The sequence below is a fragment of the Streptomyces sp. R28 genome, assembly GCF_041052385.1.
Classification (GTDB): domain Bacteria; phylum Actinomycetota; class Actinomycetes; order Streptomycetales; family Streptomycetaceae; genus Streptomyces.
Window position 1 is genome coordinate 8,072,657 of sequence record NZ_CP163439.1, and the last position, 20,026, is coordinate 8,092,682.

The 20,026-nt window shown below is 72.2% G+C and carries 3 protein-coding genes; all 3 read left to right on the forward strand.

The features are described from left to right. The first annotated feature begins 77 nt into the window (after nucleotides 1-77). The 3 genes from AB5J49_RS35680 to AB5J49_RS35690 all read left to right on the forward strand — a co-directional run bounded on the left by AB5J49_RS35680 (nucleotide 78) and on the right by AB5J49_RS35690 (nucleotide 20,008). Nucleotides 78-10,325, forward strand: a complete 10,248-nt coding sequence (locus tag AB5J49_RS35680; protein ID WP_369172974.1) for a type I polyketide synthase — start codon at nucleotides 78-80, stop codon at nucleotides 10,323-10,325. Between the two features lie 159 nt (nucleotides 10,326-10,484). After that, nucleotides 10,485-15,035 (forward strand): type I polyketide synthase, encoded by a 4,551-nt coding sequence (locus AB5J49_RS35685; RefSeq protein WP_369172975.1) that lies wholly within the window; start codon nucleotides 10,485-10,487, stop codon nucleotides 15,033-15,035. Then, a complete protein-coding gene (locus AB5J49_RS35690; protein ID WP_369172976.1) occupies nucleotides 14,936-20,008 on the forward strand; it encodes a type I polyketide synthase in 5,073 nt (1,690 codons plus the stop codon). The genes AB5J49_RS35685 and AB5J49_RS35690 overlap by 100 nt, the downstream gene beginning before the upstream one ends. The last annotated feature ends 18 nt before the right edge of the window (nucleotides 20,009-20,026 follow it).

Genomic DNA, 20,026 nt, shown 5'->3' on the forward strand with positions numbered 1-20,026 from the left:
GGGGACGTCGAACGACTTTCCACCCAGTTCCCGGTCCTCCATCGCTATTAAGTGCTGTCTGCTCAGGGTGGGATTGAATGGCGAACGAAGAGACGCTGCGGGATTACCTCAAGTGGGTCACCGCGGATCTGCACCAGACCCGTCAGCGTCTGCAGGAGCTCGAGACGGCCGACCCCGAGCCCATCGCGATCGTCGGCATGAGCTGCCGCTACCCGGGCGGCGTGCGCAGCCCCGAGGACCTCTGGCAGCTGACGGCTTCGGGCGTCGACGCCATCTCGGCGTTCCCGCTCGACCGCGGCTGGGAGAGCCTCGGCGACGCCACCGACTCCGCGGGCCCCTCGTTCGCCATGGAGGGCGGCTTCCTGAACGGCGTCGGCGGCTTCGACCCGGCGTTCTTCGGGATCTCGCCGCGTGAGGCGCTGGCGATGGACCCGCAGCAGCGCCTGCTCCTCGAAACGTCCTGGGAGGCCTTCGAACGGGCCGGGATCACGGTCGACGCGCTGAAGGGCAGCCGCACCGGCGTGTTCGCCGGCACGACCGGTCAGGACTACTCGACGCTCCTCCAGCCGCCCCCGGAAGGCACCGGCGGCTATGTCCTCACCGGCACGTCCGCGAGCGTCGTCTCCGGCCGCATCGCCTACACGCTCGGCCTCGAAGGGCCCGCCGTGACGGTCGACACGGCCTGCTCCACCTCGCTCGTGACGCTGCATCTCGCCGTGCAGGCCCTGCGGTCCGGCGAGTGCTCCCTGGCGCTCGCCGGCGGTGCGACCGTCATGTCCACCCCTGCGGCGTTCTACGGCTTCAGCGACCAGGGCGGGCTCGCCGCCGACGGCCGGTGCAAGTCGTTCGCCTCGACGGCCGACGGCACGTCGTGGTCCGAGGGCGTGGGCGTGCTGCTCCTGGAGCGCCTCTCGGACGCCCGCCGCAACGGCCGCGAAGTCCTCGCGGTCGTACGGGGTTCGGCTGTCAATCAGGACGGCGCGAGCAACGGCCTGACGGCGCCGAACGGCCCGTCCCAGCAGCGCGTCATCCTGCAGGCCCTCGCCAACGCCCGCCTCTCGGCCCAGGACGTCGACGCGGTGGAGGCACACGGCACGGGCACGCGTCTCGGCGACCCGATCGAGGCCGAGGCGCTCATGGCCACGTACGGCCAGGGCAGGCCCGCCGAACGGCCCCTGCTCCTCGGTGCGCTGAAGTCGAACATAGGTCACACCCAGGCCGCCGCGGGCGTCGCCGGTGTGATCAAGATGGTCCAAGCGGTACGCCATGGAGTGCTGCCCCGGACCCTGCACGTGGACGAGCCGTCCTCGCACGTGGACTGGTCCGCCGGTGCCGTCGAGCTGGTCACCGAGCAGCGGGCCTGGCCGGAGACGGGCGCACCGCGGCGTGCGGGCGTCTCGTCGTTCGGCATGAGCGGCACGAACGCGCACGTGATCGTGGAGCAGGCGCCGGAGGTGGAGCCCGTAGCGGTGGAACCGTCCGGTGGGGCTGCTCCGGTCGTGGGTGCGGGCGTGCCGTTCGTGCTGTCGGGGAAGTCGGAGGACGCACTGCGGGCTCAGGCGGAGCGGTTGCGGCTGGCCGTCGAGGGCGGCGGGCTTCCGGAACTGCCTGTTGTGGGGCGGGCGTTGGCGTTGGGTCGGTCCCGGTTCGAGCACCGTGCGGTGGTGTTGGCCGGTGATGCGGGTTCGTTGGCGGGTGCGTTGTCGGCGGTGGTCGAGGGGCGTTCTGTCGGGGCTGTGGTGCGGGGTGTGGCGGGCCGGGCTGTGCGTCCGGTGTTCGTGTTCCCGGGTCAGGGTGCGCAGTGGCGGGGCATGGCGGCGGGGTTGTTGGAGTCGTCGCCGGTGTTCGCGGGGCGGATGGCGGAGTGTGGGGCGGCGTTGGAGCCGTTCACGGATTGGCGTCTGCTGGATGTTGTACGGCAGGAGCCGGGTGCACCGGGCTTTGATCGGGTGGATGTGGTGCAGCCGGTTCTGTGGGCGGTGATGGTGTCGCTTGCGGAGTTGTGGCGGGCGTGTGGTGTGGAGCCGGCTGCGGTGATCGGTCATTCCCAGGGGGAGATCGCGGCGGCGGTGGTCGCGGGTGGTCTGTCGCTGGAGGACGGTGCGCGGGTGGTGGCGCTGCGCTCCAAGGCTCTGCTGGCGTTGTCCGGTGGCGGGGGCATGGTCTCGGTGTCGTTGCCGGTGGTGGAGGTGCGTGAGCGCCTGACGGCCTGGGATGGTCGTATCTCGGTGGCGGCGGTCAACGGGCCTTCCTCGGTGGTGGTCTCTGGTGAGCCGCAGGCGTTGGAGGAGCTGGTTGCCTCCTGTGCCGAGCAGGATGTTCGGGCGAAGAAGATTGCCGTGGATTATGCCTCGCATTCGGCTCAAGTCGAGCTGATCGAGGCCGAGTTGGCAGACTTGTTGGCGGGTGTGGCGCCGGTCTCGGGGCGGGTGCCGTTCTACTCCACGCTCACTGGCACTCTGCTGGAGGACACGGCCGGTCTGGACGGCGGGTACTGGTATCGCAACCTGCGCTCCACGGTGGAGTTCGAGCGGGCGGTGCGTGCGGCGGAGGCCGATGGTCTTGCCGTGTTCGTCGAGGTGAGTCCGCACCCGGTGCTCAACCTCGGCCTGCAGGAGACCTTCGAGGCGGCGGGCACTGACGCGGTGGCGCTGGGCACTCTGCGCCGTGACGAGGACGAGGCCCGCCGCTTCATGACCTCCCTGGCCGAGGCTCACGTCCACGGCGTGGAGCTGGACTGGCAGGCCCTCTTCGCCGGGCAGCAGGCCACCCACGTGGACCTGCCCACCTACCCCTTCCAACACCAGCAGTTCTGGCCGGAGGCCCGAGAGGTCTCCGTGGCCGCGGCGGCGGACCCCGTGGACGCCGAGTTCTGGGACGTGGTGGAGCGTGGCGACCTGGAAGCGCTCGCCGAGACCCTCGAACTCGGCGGCGCCATCCGGGACTCGCTCGGCGAGGTGCTCCCGGTGCTCTCGTCGTGGCGGCGGCAGCGGCGGGACGAGTCGACGGTGGAGGCGTGGCGCTACCGGGTGACGTGGAAGCCCGTGACGGCGGCCGCACCGGCCCTGTCCGGCAGCTGGCTGCTCGTCGTCCCGGCCGCCGAGGCCGACCACGAGACGGTGCGCGAGACCGTGCGCGGACTGACGCGGCACGGCGCCGAAGTCACGGTGTTCACCGTCTCCGGCACCGAGGTGGACCGCGGGATCCTCGCCGCCCGGCTGGCCGACGGGCCGGAGCCGGCCGGGGTCGTGTCCCTGCTGGCGCTGCTCCAGGGACCGGACCCGGAGCACCCGGTGATCCCGGCGGGCCTCGCGGCCAACGTCGAGCTGGTCAAGGCCCTGGGCGACGCGGGGCGTCAGGCCTCGCTGTGGTGTCTGACCCGGAGCGCGGTCTCGGTGGGCCGCTCGGACGGTCCTGTCCGCACCGAGCAGGCCATGAACTGGGGGTTCGGCCGTGTCGTCGCCCTCGAACACCCGGAGCGCTGGGGCGGGTTGATCGACCTGCCCGAGATCCTCGACGACCGTGCGTGGACCCGGATCTGCGGCGTGCTCAGCGGCGAGGAGGCCGAGGACCAGGTGGCCGTACGCGCGTCCGGTGTCTTCGGACGTCGCCTGCAGCGTGCCAGGTCCGGTCAGGGCTCCGCCGGGACCCGGTGGACGCCACGCGGCACCGTACTGATCACCGGCGGTACGGGTGCCCTGGGATCGTTCATCGCACGCCGCCTGATCGACCAGGGCGCCGAGCACGTCGTGCTCACCAGCCGCAGGGGCGCCGACGCCCCCGGCGCGCGGGAGCTCGAGGAGCGGCTGACCGCGCTGGGCGCCCGAGTCACCCTCGCCGCGTGCGACGTGGCGGACCGCGACGCGCTGACCGCGACGGTCCAGGGGCTGCGCGACGCGGGCGACCGCATCACGGCGGTCGTGCACGCCGCCGGTGTCGGCCAGCTCAGTGTGATCGACGAGACGAGTCGCGCGGAGTACGCCGACGTCCTGCGGGCGAAGGTCCTGGGCGCCGCCCATCTCCACGAGGCCTTCGGCGAGGAGGAGTTGGACGCCTTCATCCTGTTCTCCTCGATCTCCGGCATCTGGGGCAGCGGTGGCCAGGGTGCCTACGGCGCGGCCAACGCGTACCTCGACGCGCTCGCACAGCAGCGCCGCACCGACGGCCTGGCCGCCACCGCCATGTCCTGGGGCGCCTGGGGCGGCGCCGGCATGGCCAAGGGCTCGGCCGAGGAGATCCTGAGCAGGCGCGGCCTGCCCGTGATGGACCCCGAGCTCGCCATCGACGCGATGCAGGACGCGGTGGGGCACGAAGAGACCATGCTGACGGTCGCGGACGTGCGGTGGGAGCGGTTCGTGCCGACGTTCACCGTGGCCCGCCCCAGCCCGCTGCTCGCGGACCTGCCGGAAGTGCGCCGGGTCCTCGACGACGCGGCGGCACTCGAGGCCGCCGAGACGGGCGACCTCTCCGCGTTCCAGCAGAGCCTCGCCGAACTGCCGGAGAACGAGCGTCCTGCCGCGGTCCTCGACCTCGTACGCACCGAGGCCGCCGCCGTGCTCGGCCTGGCCGACGCCGCGGCGCTGGAGGCGAACCGGGCCTTCCGCGAGCTCGGCTTCGACTCGCTGACCGCCGTGGAGGTGCGCAACCGCCTGAAGGCGGCCACCGGCCTGCGGCTCTCCACCACCCTGGTCTTCGACTACCCGACCGCCAGCGTCCTGGCCGAGCACCTGCTCGCCGAGTCCCTCGGGCACGAGCACGACACGACCGCGCCCGCCCCGACGGCCGGCGCCGCCGACGACGACGACCCGATCGTCATCGTCGGCATGGGCTGCCGCTTCCCCGGTGACGTACGGACCCCGGAACAGCTGTGGGACCTCGCCGCCGCCGGCACCGACGCCATCTCCGGGTTCCCCGCGGACCGCGGCTGGGAACGCGCCTTCGCCGACGACGGCAGCGGACCGGGCTTCACCCCCATGGGCGGCTTCCTCGACGGCGCGGCCGCCTTCGACGCCGGGTTCTTCGGTATCTCGCCGCGCGAGGCGCTGGCGATGGACCCGCAGCAGCGCCTGCTCCTGGAGACCTCCTGGGAGGCCTTCGAGCGCTCCGGGATCGTCCCCGCGGCCGTGCGGGGAAGCAGCACGGGCGTGTTCATCGGCGCCTCGTCGCAGGGGTACGCCAGCGACGTCCACCAGCCGCCGGAGGGCGTCGAGGGCTACCTCCTCACCGGCACGGCCACCGCCGTGATCTCCGGCCGCATCGCCTACGCGCTCGGCCTCGAGGGCCCGGCCGTCACCATCGACACCGCGTGCTCGTCGTCGCTGGTCGCCCTGCACCTGGCCGCGCAGGCGCTGCGCCAGGGCGAGTGCTCGATGGCATTGGCGGGCGGCGCCGCGATCATGGCGACGCCGGCGGTGTTCGCCGAGTTCAGCCGCCAGGGCGGCCTGTCCTCCGACGGTCGCTGCAAGGCGTTTGCCGAAGCCGCCGACGGCACCGGCTGGGGCGAGGGCGTCGGCGTCCTGCTCCTGGAGCGCATGTCCGACGCCGAGCGCAACGGCCACCGGGTGCTGGCCGTCGTCAAGGGCAGCGCCATCAACCAGGACGGCGCCAGCAACGGCATCAGCGCCCCCAACGGCCCCTCACAACAGCGCGTCATCCGCCAGGCCCTGGTCAATGCGGGCCTCACCGCGGACCAGGTCGACGCCGTGGAGGCACACGGCACCGGCACCACGCTGGGCGACCCCATCGAGGCGCAGGCCGTCCTCACGACGTACGGCAGGGACCGGGACGGCCGACTGCCGCTGCTGCTCGGCTCGTTGAAGTCGAACATCGGCCACACCCAGGCCGCCGCGGGCGTCGCGGGAATCATCAAGATGGTGATGGCACTCCGGCACGGAGTGCTCCCGAAGACACTGCACGTCGACGAGCCCTCCACCCACGTGGACTGGACGGAAGGCGCCGTTGAACTCCTGACCGAGCGCCGGGACTGGCCGGAGACCGGCCACCCCCGCAGGTGCGGCATCTCCTCGTTCGGCGTGAGCGGCACGAACGCCCACGTCATCCTGGAACAGGCTCCGGAGCACACCCCCGACGCCACCGCCCCCCGCACGCCGGGTGGGCCCGCGGCACTGCCGTGGGTGCTGTCCGCCCGGGACGAGGAAGCACTGCGCGGCCAGGCGGAACGCCTGCGCACGACGGTCGCCGCGGACCCCGGCCTCGATCCGCTGGACGTCGCGTACTCGCTGGCCACGACCCGATCCGTCCACGAGCGTCGCGCCGTGGTGGTCGCGGCCGACCGCGACGCCTTCCTCACAGCGCTCACCGCCCTCGCCGACCAGGGCACCGCCCCAGGACTGGTACGGGACGCGGGAGCGCGTGGCCGGGTGGGTGTGCTGTTCTCGGGGCAGGGCTCGCAACGGGCGGGCATGGGTCGGGAGTTGTATGAGGCGTATCCCGTCTTCGCGGATGCGTTTGATGCGGTGTGTGCGGAGTTGGACCGTCATCTGGAGCGGCCTCTTCGTGAGGTGGTGTTCGGTGAGGGTGAGCTGCTGGATCAGACGCAGTTCACGCAGGCCGGGCTGTTCGCTCTCGAAGTCGCGCTGTTTGAGCTGGTGAAGTCGTGGGGCGTACGGCCCGATTTCCTGCTGGGCCACTCGATTGGTGAGTTGTCGGCTGCGTACGTGGCTGGGGTGCTGTCGCTGGAGGATGCGGCGGAGCTGGTGGCGGCGCGGGGTCGTCTGATGCAGGCGCTTCCGGCCGGTGGGGCGATGGTGTCGTTGCAGGCGGGGGAGGACGAGGTCGTCCCGTTGCTGGTCGAGGGTGTCTCGATCGCTGCGCTCAACGGCCCGCGGTCCACGGTGATTTCGGGTGATGAGGCGGAGGTCCTGCGGATTGCCGCGCACTTTGAGGGTGAGGGGCGTAAGACCAAGCGGTTGCGGGTGAGTCATGCGTTCCACTCGCCGCGTATGGACGCGATGCTCGACGATTTCCGCGCGGTCGCACAGGGGTTGACTTTCAATGCCCCGCAGCTGTCGATCGTCTCGGATGTGACCGGTGAGGTCCTGTCGGCCGAGGAGGTCCAGGACCCGGAGTACTGGGTGCGCCATGTCCGTGAGGCGGTGCGTTTCCTGGACGGCGTCCGCACGCTGGAGTCCGCGGGCGTGACCGCGTTCCTGGAGCTGGGCCCGGACGGCGTCCTTTCCGCGATGGCGCAGGACTGCGTGACGTCCGGCTCCGGTTCCGAGGGCGGGGAGCTCACCTTCGTACCCGCCCTGCGCAAGAACCGCGAGGAGCCGGAGACCCTGCTCGCCGCCCTCGCTGAACTCCACGTACGCGGCAAGGCAGTTGACTGGTCGACGTACTTCTCAGGCACCGGCGCCCGCCGCGTCGACCTGCCCACCTACGCCTTCCAGCACGGCCACTACTGGCTCGAGGGCGGCGCGGCGGTGGGGGACGTCCGGGCGGCGGGGCTCGGGACGGCCGATCACCCGCTGCTGGGTGCCGCGGTCGAGCTCGGCCACTCCGACGAGTACGTGTTCACCGGCCGGCTGTCGCTGGACAGCCACCCCTGGCTCGCCGACCACGCGGTGATGGGCACAGTGCTGATGCCCGGCACCGCGTTCGTCGAGCTGGCCGTCAAGGCCGGTGACGACGTCGGCTGCGATCACCTCGAAGAGCTGACCATCGAGGCGCCGCTCGTCCTGTCCCCCGGAGGGGCCGTCGGCCTCCAGCTGTGGGTGGGGCCCGCCGACGAGGCCGGCCGCCGGGCCGTGGAGATCCACTCCCGCGACCTCGGCCAACCGGAGGCGGCCTGGACGCGTCACGCGAGCGGCGCCCTCACGGCGGGCGGCGACCGGCCGGGCGTGGGCGACCTCACGGTCTGGCCTCCGGAAGGCGCCACCGAGGTTCCCGTCGACGGGCTCTACGAGTACCTCACTGCCATCGGCTACGGCTACGGCCCGGTGTTCCAGGGCCTGTGCGCGGCATGGCGGCTGGGCGAGGAGGTCTTCGCCGAAGTCGCCCTGCCCGACCGTACGGAGACCGAGGCGGCGCGGTTCGGACTGCACCCGGCGCTCCTCGACTCGGCGCTGCACGCAATGGGCCTGAGCACGGCACACGACGCCGACGGCGACGGCGGGGGCCGCAACCGTCTGCCGTTCGCCTGGAACGGCGTGACGCTGTACGCGGCGGGCGCCGACGCCCTGCGGGTGCGGATCACTCCCAAGAACGCCCAGGAATCGCAGCACTCCCAGGGCGCCACGGGCGCCAAGGACCCCAAGGGCGCCAAGGGCCCGGACGGCGTCTCGCTGACCCTCGCGGACCCGAAGGGCGCGCTGGTCGCCGTCATCGAGTCCCTGGTGCTGCGCACCGTAACCTCGGCACAGCTCGACGGGGTGCGGCAGTCCACGCACCACGACTCGCTGTTCCGCCTCGGCTGGTCGCCCGCCGCAGTCGACCGCACCTTCCCGGACGCCCGTTGGGCCGTGCTCGGGGCGGATCACCTCGGTCTCGCGGAGTCCGGTGTCGACGTCGACGCCTTCGTGGGCCTCGACGACCTGGCGGCCGCGCCCACTCCGCCGCCCGCCGTCCTGCTCGCCTTCGCCCCGGCCGCCACGGACACGGCCGCCTCCGAGGCAGCTCATGAGCGTACGGCCGAAGCCCTGGAAGTCGTCCAGGCGTGGCTGGCCGACGAGCGGTTCAACGACGTCCTCATGGTCGTCGCGACGCGGGGAGCGGTGGCGGTCGACGGGGAAGACGTGACCGACCTGGCACAGGCGGCCGTATGGGGGCTGCTGCGTTCCGCGCAGTCCGAGGCCCCCGGCAGGTTCGTCCTCGTCGACATCGACGACACGGACGTGTCCGCGCAGAGCCTCGCGACGGCCGTCGCCTGCGGCGAGCCGCAGCTCGCCGTCCGGGCCGGCGAGATCCTCGTCCCGCGCCTCGACCGGGTCGCGGCCGCTGAGCCGGTCGCCGACCCCGGCGCCACCGACCAGGAGGACGCGGCCGGTCAGTCGGGCACCGCGCTGATCACCGGCGCCAGCGGCTTCCTCGGCGGACTGGTCGCCCGCCGCCTCGCCGAGCGAGGCACGCCCCATCTGTTGCTGGTCAGCCGCCGGGGCGGCGACGCGCCGAACGCGGCGCAACTCGCCGAGGAACTGGCCGCGTCGGGCGCGAAGGTCACCTTCGCCGCCTGCGACACGTCCGACCGTTCGGCGCTCGCTGCGGTGCTCGCGGACATCCCCGCAGCGCACCCGCTGACCACCGTGGTGCATGCCGCGGGCATCGTGGACGACGGCGTCGTCGCGTCCCTGACCCCGCAGCGGCTCGCGGACGTGCTCCGTCCCAAGGTCGACGCGGCCTGGCACCTGCACGAGCTGACCAAGGAACTGGCGGTAGGGGAGTTCGTGCTGTTCTCCTCGCCCGCCGGCACTTTCGGCGGCCCGGGACAGGCCAACTACGCGGCGGCCAACGCCTTCCTCGACGGACTGGCCCAGCACCGGAGCGCCCACGGCCTCCCCGCTGTCTCCCTCGCCTGGGGTCCCTGGGCGGAGAGCGGCATGGCGGGCCGGATGGACGAGGCCGACATCGCCCGCATGGCCCGCGCGGGGCTGGCACCCCTCACGCAGGAACAGGGCCTCGAGCTCTTCGACACGGGCCGGGCAGCGGGGCACGCGGTGATCATGCCGACGCGGCTCACCACGGGTTCCCCGCAGGTGCGGCCCGACGCGATCCCGCCGCTGCTGCGCGGCCTGATCCGCGGACCGGTCCGCCCGACGGCGGGGAAGAGCGGTCCGACGGGCGCGTCGGCCGCGGACCTCAAGCAGCGACTGGCCGCCGCGGACGCCGCGGAGCGCGATCGGATCCTCCTCGACACCCTGCGCACCGCGATCGCCGATGTGCTCGGCCATGGTTCTCCCGCGGCCGTGGAAGTCACCCGCGGCTTCCTGGAGATCGGCTTCGACTCGCTCACAGCGGTGGAACTGCGCAACCGGCTCAACGCCGAGACCGGCCTACGGCTCCCCTCGACGCTCGTCTTCGACCACCCGTCCCCGGAGGCGCTGGCCGCTCACCTGCGGGACGAACTCGTCGAGGACGGCACGACCTCGGCGCTGTCCCTCCTCGCCGAACTCGACCGGCTGGAGAGGGCATTGGCCGGAGTGCCGTCGGACGACTCCGACCGGGCCGCGGTGACCGACCGGCTGCGGGGGCTCATGTCCGCGTGGAACGGCGGTGGAACCGACGCCGATGCGCCGGGCGGCCAGGACCTCGAATCGGCCACGGCCGACGAGCTCTTCGACCTGCTGGACGAGGAGCTCGAAACGTCCTGAGCGTTCCCCCCTCCCCCCCGCATGACCCCTTCCACCTCCCTTTCGCTCTCCGTCTCCGTTTCTTCCTCCGCTCACCTCGAACGTCCCGCTCACCTCGAACATCCCGCTCACCTCGAACATCCCGATCACGTCGATCACCTCTTCAAGGAGTGACACCCCATGGCGAACGAGGAGAAGTTCCTCGCCTACCTCAAGCGGGCCACGGCGGACCTGCGCGAGACTCGCCATCGGCTGCGCGAGATGGAGGACCGGGAGCGCGAGCCGATCGCGATCGTGGGCATGAGCTGCCGCTACCCCGGCGGTGTCACGAGCCCCGAGCAACTGTGGGAGCTCGTCGCCGCGGGCGGGGACGGGATCTCCCCGTTCCCCACCGACCGCGGCTGGGACGTGGAAGGGCTCTTCAGCTCCGACCCGGGCGAGTCCGGTACGTCGTACGTGCAAGAGGGCGGCTTCCTGCACGAGGCCGGCGCCTTCGACCCGGGATTCTTCGGGATCTCGCCGCGTGAGGCGCTGGCGATGGACCCGCAGCAGCGGCTGCTCCTCGAGGTGTCCTGGGAGGCCTTCGAGCGCGCCGGCATCGACCCGACCTCGCTCAAGGGGAGCAGGACCGGAGTGTTCGCGGGCCTGATGTACCACGACTACATCAGCCAGCTGCAGTCCGTACCGGACGGTGTGGAAGGCTACTTGGGCACGGGCAACTCCGGCAGCGTCCTCTCCGGCCGCGTCTCCTACACGCTGGGCCTTGAGGGCCCGGCGGTGACGGTGGACACGGCGTGCTCGTCGTCGCTGGTCGCCCTCCACTTCGCGGTGCAGGCGCTGCGGTCGGGCGAATGCTCGATGGCGCTGGCCGGCGGTGTGACGGTCATGGCGACTCCCGGCCCGTTCGTGGACTTCAGCCGCCAGCGCGGCCTGTCGTTCGACGGCCGCTGCAAATCCTTCGCCGCCGGCGCGGACGGCACGGGATGGGCCGAGGGCGCGGGCGTGCTCGTGGTGGAGCGTCTCTCCGACGCGCGCCGCCTCGGACACCAGGTGCTGGCCGTCGTACGGGGTTCGGCGGTCAACCAGGACGGCGCGAGCAGTGGCCTCACGGCCCCCAACGGCCCCGCGCAGCAGCGTGTCATCCGCCAGGCCCTGGCCGGTGCGAGGCTCGCCCCCGAACAGATCGACGCGGTGGAGGCGCACGGTACGGGTACGACGTTGGGTGACCCGATCGAGGCGCAGGCGCTGATCGCGACGTATGGCCAGGGCCGTCCGGAGGGCCGTCCGCTGTGGCTCGGTTCACTGAAGTCGAACATCGGTCACACGCAGGCGGCCGCGGGCGTCGCCGGGATCATCAAGATGGTCATGGCGATGCGGCACGGTGTGCTGCCGCAGACCCTGCACGTGGACGAGCCGACGCCTCAGGTCGACTGGTCGGCGGGGGCTGTTGAGCTGCTGGCGGAGCCGGTGGAGTGGCCGGAGACGGGTGAGCCGCGCCGCGTGGGTGTCTCGTCGTTCGGCGTCAGCGGCACGAATGCGCATGTGGTGCTGGAGCAGGCGCCGGAGGTTGAGGAGCCGGAGGCGGCCGGGAATCCGGTGGCGTTGCCGTTGGTGCCGTGGGTGGTGTCGGCGAAGTCCGAGGAGGCTCTGGCGGGGCAGGTGGGGCGACTGCGGTCGTTCGTCGCCGAGCGTCCCGGCGGCTCCGAGTTGTCGCCGGTGGATGTGGGTTTCTCGCTGGCTACGACGCGTGCGGTGCTGGAGCACCGGGCGGTGCTGATCGGCGGCGAGCAGGTGGCCGAGGGTTCGGTGTCGCCGGGTCGGGTGGGTGTGCTGTTCTCGGGCCAAGGTTCGCAACGGGCCGGTATGGGCCGGGAGTTGTACGAGGCGTATCCCGTTTTCGCGGACGCGTTCGACGCGGTGTGTGCGGAGCTGGACCGTCACTTGGACCAGTCCCTGCGTGAGGTCGTCTTCGAGGGTGGTGAGCTACTGGATCAGACGCAGTTCACGCAGGCGGGTCTCTTCGCGCTGGAGGTGTCCCTCTTCCGTCTCGTCGAGGCGTGGGGTGTGAAGCCGGACTACCTGCTCGGGCACTCGATCGGTGAGTTGTCGGCTGCGTACGTGGCCGGGGTGCTGTCGCTCGAAGACGCTGCTGCTCTCGTGGCGGCGCGGGGTCGCCTGATGCAGGCGCTTCCGGCCGGCGGGGCGATGGTGTCGTTGCAGGCGGCGGAGGACGAGGTCGTCCCGTTGCTGGTCGAGGGTGTGTCCGTCGCCGCGCTCAACGGGCCCAACGCCACGGTGATTTCGGGCGACGAGGCAGAGGTCCTGCGGATCGCCGCGCATTTTGAGGGTGAGGGTCGTAAGACCAAGCGGTTGCGGGTGAGCCATGCCTTCCACTCGCCGCGTATGGACGGGATGCTCGACGACTTCCGTGCCGTGGCCGAAGGCCTGACCTTCAATGCCCCGCAGCTGTCGATCGTCTCGGATGTGACGGGCGAGGTCCTGTCGGCGGAGGAGATCCAGGACCCGGAGTACTGGGTTCGCCACGTCCGTGAGGCCGTCCGTTTCCTGGACGGGGTCCGCACCCTGGAAGCGGAAGGCGTGACCGCGTTCCTGGAGCTCGGCCCCGACGGAGTCCTCTCCGCGATGGCACAGGACTGCGTGACGTCCGGCTCCGGCGCCGAGCAGCAGCTCACCTTCGTACCCGCCTTCCGCAAGAACCGTGACGAGCCGAAGAGCCTGCTCACCTCCCTCGCTGAACTCCACGTACACGGCAAGGCAGTTGACTGGTCCGCGTACTTCGCCGGTACCGACGCCCGCCGCGTCGACCTGCCCACCTACGCCTTCCAGCACCAGCAGTTCTGGCCGCAGGGGCAGGCCGCGTCGGTCGTCGCCGCGGCCGATCCGGTGGACGCCAGGTTCTGGGAGGCCGTCGAGCAGGGGGACCTGGCGGCGCTGGTAGGCACGCTCGGTGTCGAGGACGAGACGCTGGCGGCTCTCGGCGACCTGCTGCCCGTGCTGTCCGCGTGGCGGCGGCAGCGGCGCGACGCGTCGAAGGTCGACGGCTGGCGCTACCGCATCACCTGGAAGCCGCTGACGCTTCAGGCGGACACCGGACTCGGCGGGCCCTGGCTGCTGGTCGTGCCCGATGCCGGGGCCGTTGAGACGGCGGACGCCGTCGGGCGGGCGCTCGCCGCCGGTGGCGCCGAGGTCGTGACGGTGCCCGTCGCGGCGGGCGGTACCGACCGCGAGGAGCTCGCCCGGGCGCTGCGCGAAGCGCTGCCCGAGGGTCGGCCGGTCGGCGGCATCGTGTCGCTGACCGCGCTCGACGAGGAGCCCGACCGCGCGCACCCGACGCTCCCGGGCGGTGTCGCCGCCCTGCTGGCCCTGATGCAGGTCCTGGTGGAGCAGGGCGTGGACGCTCCGCTGTGGTGCGTGACGCGCGGCGCCGTGTCCATCGGCCGGTCCGAATCGGTCTCGGGCGCGGTGCAGGCACAGACCTGGGGCCTCGGCCGGGTCTTCGGCCTGGAGCACCCCAACCGTTGGGGCGGGCTGATCGACCTTCCTGTGGAGCTGGACACGCTGGACGCACGTGCCTGGTCGAGGCTGCCGGGCGTCCTGGCGGACCCGGCCGGCGAGGACCAGGTGGCACTGCGGTCGGGCGGCGTGTTCGGACGCCGTCTCGTCCGGGCCCCGGAGGGCGACGAGCGGACGTCCGAGCCCTGGCGCCCGCAGGGCACGGCCCTGATCACCGGGGGTGTGGGTGCCCTCGGCGCCCACACCGCGCGGTGGCTCGCCCGCGCCGGCGTGGAGCATCTGGTGCTCACCAGCCGGCGAGGCGCGGAGACTGCCGGTGCCGCCGAACTCGAGGCCGAACTGACCGCGTCGGGCGCGCGGGTGACGATCGCGGCCTGCGACGTCGCCGACCGCGAGGCGCTGGCCGAGCTCGTCGCCCGGGTGCAGGAGGAGGACGGCAGGCCCATCCGCGCGGTGGTCCACGCCGCGGGCGTCACCACCCAGGCGGGGCTCGCCGACGCGGACCCGGCCGCCTTTGCCGACGCCCTCGCCGCGAAGGCGACCGGTGCCGCCAACCTCGATGTGCTCTTCGGCGCCGACACCCGTGACTCGCTGGATGCCTTTGTCCTCTTCGCCTCGGGCGCCGGGGTGTGGGGCGGCGCGAGCCAGGGCGCCTACGCCACCGGCAACGCCTACCTCGACGGCCTCGCCGAACACCGGCGGGCCCGCGGCCTCACGGCCACGTCGATCTCCTGGGGCGGCTGGTCCGGAGGCGGCATGGCCGTGGGCACGGCACAGGAGATGCTCGCCCGCCGTGGACTCAACGGAATGGACCCGGAGCTTGCGGTCGGCGCCCTGGTCCGGGCGGTCGGCTCGGGGGCGACCTGCCTGACCGTCGCGGACGTCGACTGGGCCTTGTTCGCACCCGCCTTCACCATGGCCCGCCCAAGGCCCCTCATCGGTGACATCCCCGAGGTCGCGGAGGCCCTGCGCGCGCCGAGGCCGACGGCACGAGCGGACGGGACGTCGCCGAGGCGCTGCGTGAGCGGCTGGGCGCGCTGCCGCGGGCCGAACGCGACAGGACGCTGCTCGACCTGGTCAGGGCGGAGGCCGCGGCCGTGCTCGGCCATCCGTCGCCCGACGCCGTCGCCCCGGACCGGGCCTTCAGCGAGCTGGGCTTCGACTCGCTCACCGCGGTCGAACTGCGCAACCGCCTGAACGCCGCCACCGGCCTGACCCTGCCCACCACTCTCGTCTTCGACCACCCCACGTCGGCCGACATCGCCCTGCGCCTCCTCGCACCTCAGCTCGGCGCCGCCGAGCCGACCGCGGAACCGGCCGGGGACACGGCGGCCCGGCCGTCGGCGCATGCCGACGACGAGCCCATCGCGATCGTCTCCATGGGCTGCCGGTACCCGGGCGGCGTTCGGACGCCGGAGGACCTGTGGCGCCTGGTGGCGTCGGGCGGCGACGGGATGAGCGAGTTCCCGTACGACCGCGGCTGGGACATGGACCAGCTGTACCGCGGCGACAACGGACAGCCCGTCACCACCCAGGCCCACGAGGGCGGATTCGTCCACGATGTCGCGGAGTTCGACGCCTCCCTCTTCGGTATCTCGCCCCGCGAGGCCCTCGGCATGGACCCGCAGCAGCGGCTGCTCCTGGAGACCGCCTGGGAGACCTTCGAGCGGGCCGGGATCAGCCCGGCCTCGCTGCGCGGAAGCCGCACCGGCGTGTTCACCGGCACCAACGGCCAGGACTACGCGACGGTCCTGCTCGGCTCGGCCGACGCCGGTGCGGGTTCCCTCGCCACGAGCAACGCGGCCAGCGTCGTGTCGGGCCGCCTCTCGTACACGTTCGGCCTCGAAGGCCCGGCGGTGACGGTGGACACGGCGTGCTCGTCGTCCCTGGTCGCCCTGCACCTCGCGGCGCAGGCGCTGCGGTCGGGGGAGTGCTCGATGGCCCTGGCCGGCGGTGCCACCGTGATGTCGACCCCCGCGGCGTTCATGGAGTTCAGCAGGCAGGGGGCGCTGGCCACGGACGGCCGGTGCAAGTCCTTCGCGGAGGCGGCGGACGGCACGGGCTGGGGCGAGGGCGTGGGCCTGCTGCTCCTGGAGCGGCTCTCGGACGCCCGCCGCAACGGCCACCAGGTGCTGGGGGTCGTCCGCGGTTCCGCCGTCAACCAGGACGGCGCGTCCAACGGCCTTACCGCCCCGAACGGCCCGTCCCAGCAGCGCGTCATACGCCAGGCCCTCGCCTCGGCCGGGCTGTCGACGGCGGACATCGACGCCGTGGAGGGCCACGGTACGGGTACGACGCTGGGCGACCCGATCGAGGCGCAGGCACTCATCGCGACGTATGGCCAGGGCCGTCCGGAGGGCCGTCCGCTGTGGCTCGGTTCGCTGAAGTCGAACATCGGTCACACGCAGGCCGCCGCCGGCGTCGCGGGTGTCATCAAGATGGTCATGGCGATGCGCGAAGGGCTACTGCCGCAGACCCTGCATGTGGACGAGCCGTCCTCGCACGTGGACTGGTCGGCGGGCGCCGTCGAGCTCCTGACGGAGCCGGTCGACTGGCCGGAGACGGGTGAGCCGCGCCGCGCGGCGGTGTCGTCCTTCGGCGTCAGCGGCACGAACGCACATGTAGTGCTGGAGCAGGCACCGGAGGCCGAGGAGCCGGAGACGGCTGCTTCGGTGACGTTGCCAATGGTGCCGGTGGTGCCGGTGGTGCCGTGGGTGGTGTCGGGTCGTTCCTCGGGAGCTTTGTCCGCGCAGGTGGGGCGGCTGAGGTCGTTCGTCGCCGAGCGGCCCGGCGGCTCTGAGTTGTCTCCGGTGGATGTGGGGTTCTCGCTGGCTACGACGCGTGCGGTGCTGGAGCACCGGGCGGTGCTGATCGGTGAGCGGACGGTACAGGGTTCGGTGTCGCCCGGTAAGACGGGTGTGCTGTTCTCGGGTCAGGGCTCGCAACGGCCCGCTATGGGGCGGGAGTTGTACGAGGCGTATCCCGCCTTCGCGGATGCGTTCGATGCGGTGTGCGTGGAGCTGGACCGTCATCTGGAGCGGCCGCTGCGTGAGGTCGTCTTCGACGGTGGCGAGCTGCTGGATCAGACGCAGTTCACGCAGGCCGGGCTGTTCGCGCTGGAGGTGTCACTCTTCCGTCTCGTCGAGGCGTGGGGCGTGCGGCCCGATTTCCTGCTGGGCCACTCGATTGGTGAGTTGTCGGCTGCGTACGTCGCTGGGGTGCTGTCGCTGGAGGATGCGGCGGAGCTGGTGGCGGCGCGGGGTCGGCTGATGCAGGCGCTTCCGGCTGGTGGGGCGATGGTGTCGTTGCAGGCGGCGGAGGATGAGGTCGTCCCGTTGCTGGTCGAGGGTGTGTCCGTCGCCGCGCTCAACGGGCCCAACGCCACGGTGATTTCGGGCGACGAGGCAGAGGTCCTGCGGATCGCCGCGCATTTTGAGGGTGAGGGTCGTAAGACCAAGCGGTTGCGGGTGAGCCATGCGTTCCACTCGCCGCGTATGGACGGGATGCTCGACGACTTCCGTGCCGTGGCCGAAGGCCTGACCTTCAATGCCCCGCAGCTGTCGATCGTCTCGGATGTGACGGGCGAGGTCCTGTCGGCGGAGGAGATCCAGGACCCGGAGTACTGGGTTCGCCACGTCCGTGAGGCCGTCCGTTTCCTGGACGGGGTCCGCACCCTGGAAGCGGAAGGCGTGACCGCGTTCCTGGAGCTCGGCCCCGACGGAGTCCTCTCCGCCATGGCCCAGGACTGCGTGACGTCCGGCTCCGACGAGCAGCAGCTCACCTTCGTACCCGCCCTCCGCAAGAACCGTGACGAGCCCGACGCGCTCCTCACCTCCCTCGCCGAACTCCACGTACACGGCAAGGCAGTTGACTGGCCGGCGTACTTCTCAGGCACCGGCGCCCGCCGCGTCGACCTGCCCACCTACGCCTTCCAGCACGACCGCTACTGGCCGAGCGCGCCTGCCCCGGTGTCCGTCCGGGCGGACGGTGGACAGCACTCGGTGGACGCCGAGTTCTGGGGCGTGGTCGAGCGCGGCGACGTGGACGAGCTGGCCAGGACCCTTGACCTCGCCGACAGCGGGGGGTCTTCTCTGGCGAGCGTGCTGCCCGCCCTCTCCAGCTGGCACCGGAAGCGCAGCGAGGACTCGGCCGTCGCCGCATGGCGGTACCGCGTGACGTGGCAGCCGCTCACGGATGCGGGCACCCCGGGCGCCACGGCCACGCCGAACACTCCCTTGCTCAATGGGACTTGGGTGCTCGCGGTGCCCGAGACGGATGCCGCGAGCCCTGCCGTGACCGACTGCGCGACGGCACTGCGCGAGCACGGTGCGAACGTGATCGTGCTGCCCGTGGACGGCGGGCGGGACACCGTGAAGGACCTCGCCGAGCGGCTCGGCACAGCGGTCGCCGAGCCCGGGACGCTCTCCGGAGTGCTGTCGCTGCTCAGCTTCGACGAGCGACCGCACCCCGTGCACGCGGTGCTGCCGGTCGGTTCGTTCGCCGTGCTGGCCCTGCTGCGCGCGATGACCGAGCTGGGCCTTGAGGCGCCCCTGTGGTGTGCCACGCGGACCGCTGTCTCCGTACGCCGCTCCGACGTCCTCGCGCGGCCGGCGCAGGCTCAGACGTGGGGGCTCGGACGGGTCGCCTCGCTGGAGCACCCGAAGCTGTGGGGCGGTCTGGTCGACCTGCCGGAGCACGTGGACGCGACCGCGCTGAACTGCCTGGTGTCGGTTCTCGCGCGAACCGACCACGAGGACCAGGTGGCCGTGCGCGAGGCCGGTGTGCTGACTCGGCGCGTGGTGCCCGCTCCGCTCGACGGGTCGGTGCCCGTCAAGCCCTGGAAGCCGTCGGGCACGGCGATCATCACCGGAGGCACGGGCGCGCTCGGCGGCCATGTCGCACGGTGGCTCGCCGGCAACGGAGCCGAGCACGTCGTCCTCACCAGCCGTAGCGGCGGCAAGGCCGCCGGAATCGACGAACTGGTCGTGGACATCGAGAAGTCGGGCGCCAGGGTCACCGTCGCGGCATGCGACGTGACCGACCGTGCGGCGGTCGCCGCGCTCCTGGCGAAGCTCGCCGCGGACGGGGACGTGGTGCGCACCGTCGTGCACGCCGCCGGAGTCGGCGTGCTCGCGCCCCTGGCGGTGACGGACGACGTCCTCTTCGCGGACATCGCGTCCGCGAAGGTCGCCGGAGCCAGGCACCTGGACGAGCTCCTCGACCGGGAGAGCCTCGACGCGGTCGTCTACTTCTCGTCCGTCTCGGCGATCTGGGGCGTCGGCGACCACGGCGCCTACGCGGCGGCCAACGCCTACACGGACGCCCTCGCCGAGCAGCGCCGGGCCGAGGGCGTGCCTGCCCTGTCGGTGGCGTGGGGCCCGTGGGCCGGCGGCGGCATGGTCAGCGACGACGCGAAGATCCTCCTGGACCGCCAGGGCGTGCGCCTCATCCAGCCGGAGACGGGCATGACCGCGCTCCGGCAGGCCCTGGAGAACGACGACACGTCCGTGGTGGTGGCCGACGTCGACTGGGAGCGTTTCGCGCCCGTCTTCACCATGGCCCGCGAACGCCCCCTGATCGGTGACATCCCCCAGGTGAGGGCCGCGGTGACGGCCCCGGACGCGGGCCGGGCCGAGGAGAGGGGCGAGGCCCACACGCTCCGCGCGGAACTGACCGTGCTGGCCGAGCCCGACCGGGAGCGGCTGCTCCTCGACCTGGTGCGGGAGCACGCGGCGACGGTGCTCGGGCACGCGAGGCCGGACGGCGTCGAACCGGGCCGGGCGTTCCGCGAACTCGGCTTCGACTCGCTCACCGCCGTCGAACTGCGCAACCGGCTCGACGCCGCGACCGGCCTGCGGCTGCCCGCGACCTCCGTGTTCGACCATCCGACGCCGGCCGCGCTCGCCCGCCACCTGCAGGCGGAGATCCTGCAGGAGACGGAGGGCGATCTGCCGCCCGGCACCGAACTCGACCGCCTCGAACAGGTCCTCGCCGCCCGCGCACACGACGACATCGGGCGCGTACGGGTGGTCATGCGCCTGGAGTCCCTCCTGTCCAGGCTCAACGAGACCCACGGGCCGCAGGACCGGACGGCCACCGCGGAGCGGTTCGAGTCCGCGACGAACGAGGAGCTGTTCGACCTGATCGACAACGACCTCGGGATCTCTTGACGTGACAAGCACGAACTT

Excerpts from the sequence above, each read along its gene's own strand:
- AB5J49_RS35680 (WP_369172974.1), top strand. The coding sequence starts at position 78 with ATGGCGAACGAAGAGACGCTGCGGGATTACCTCAAGTGGGTCACCGCG.
- AB5J49_RS35685 (WP_369172975.1), top strand. The coding sequence starts at position 10,485 with ATGGCGAACGAGGAGAAGTTCCTCGCCTACCTCAAGCGGGCCACGGCG.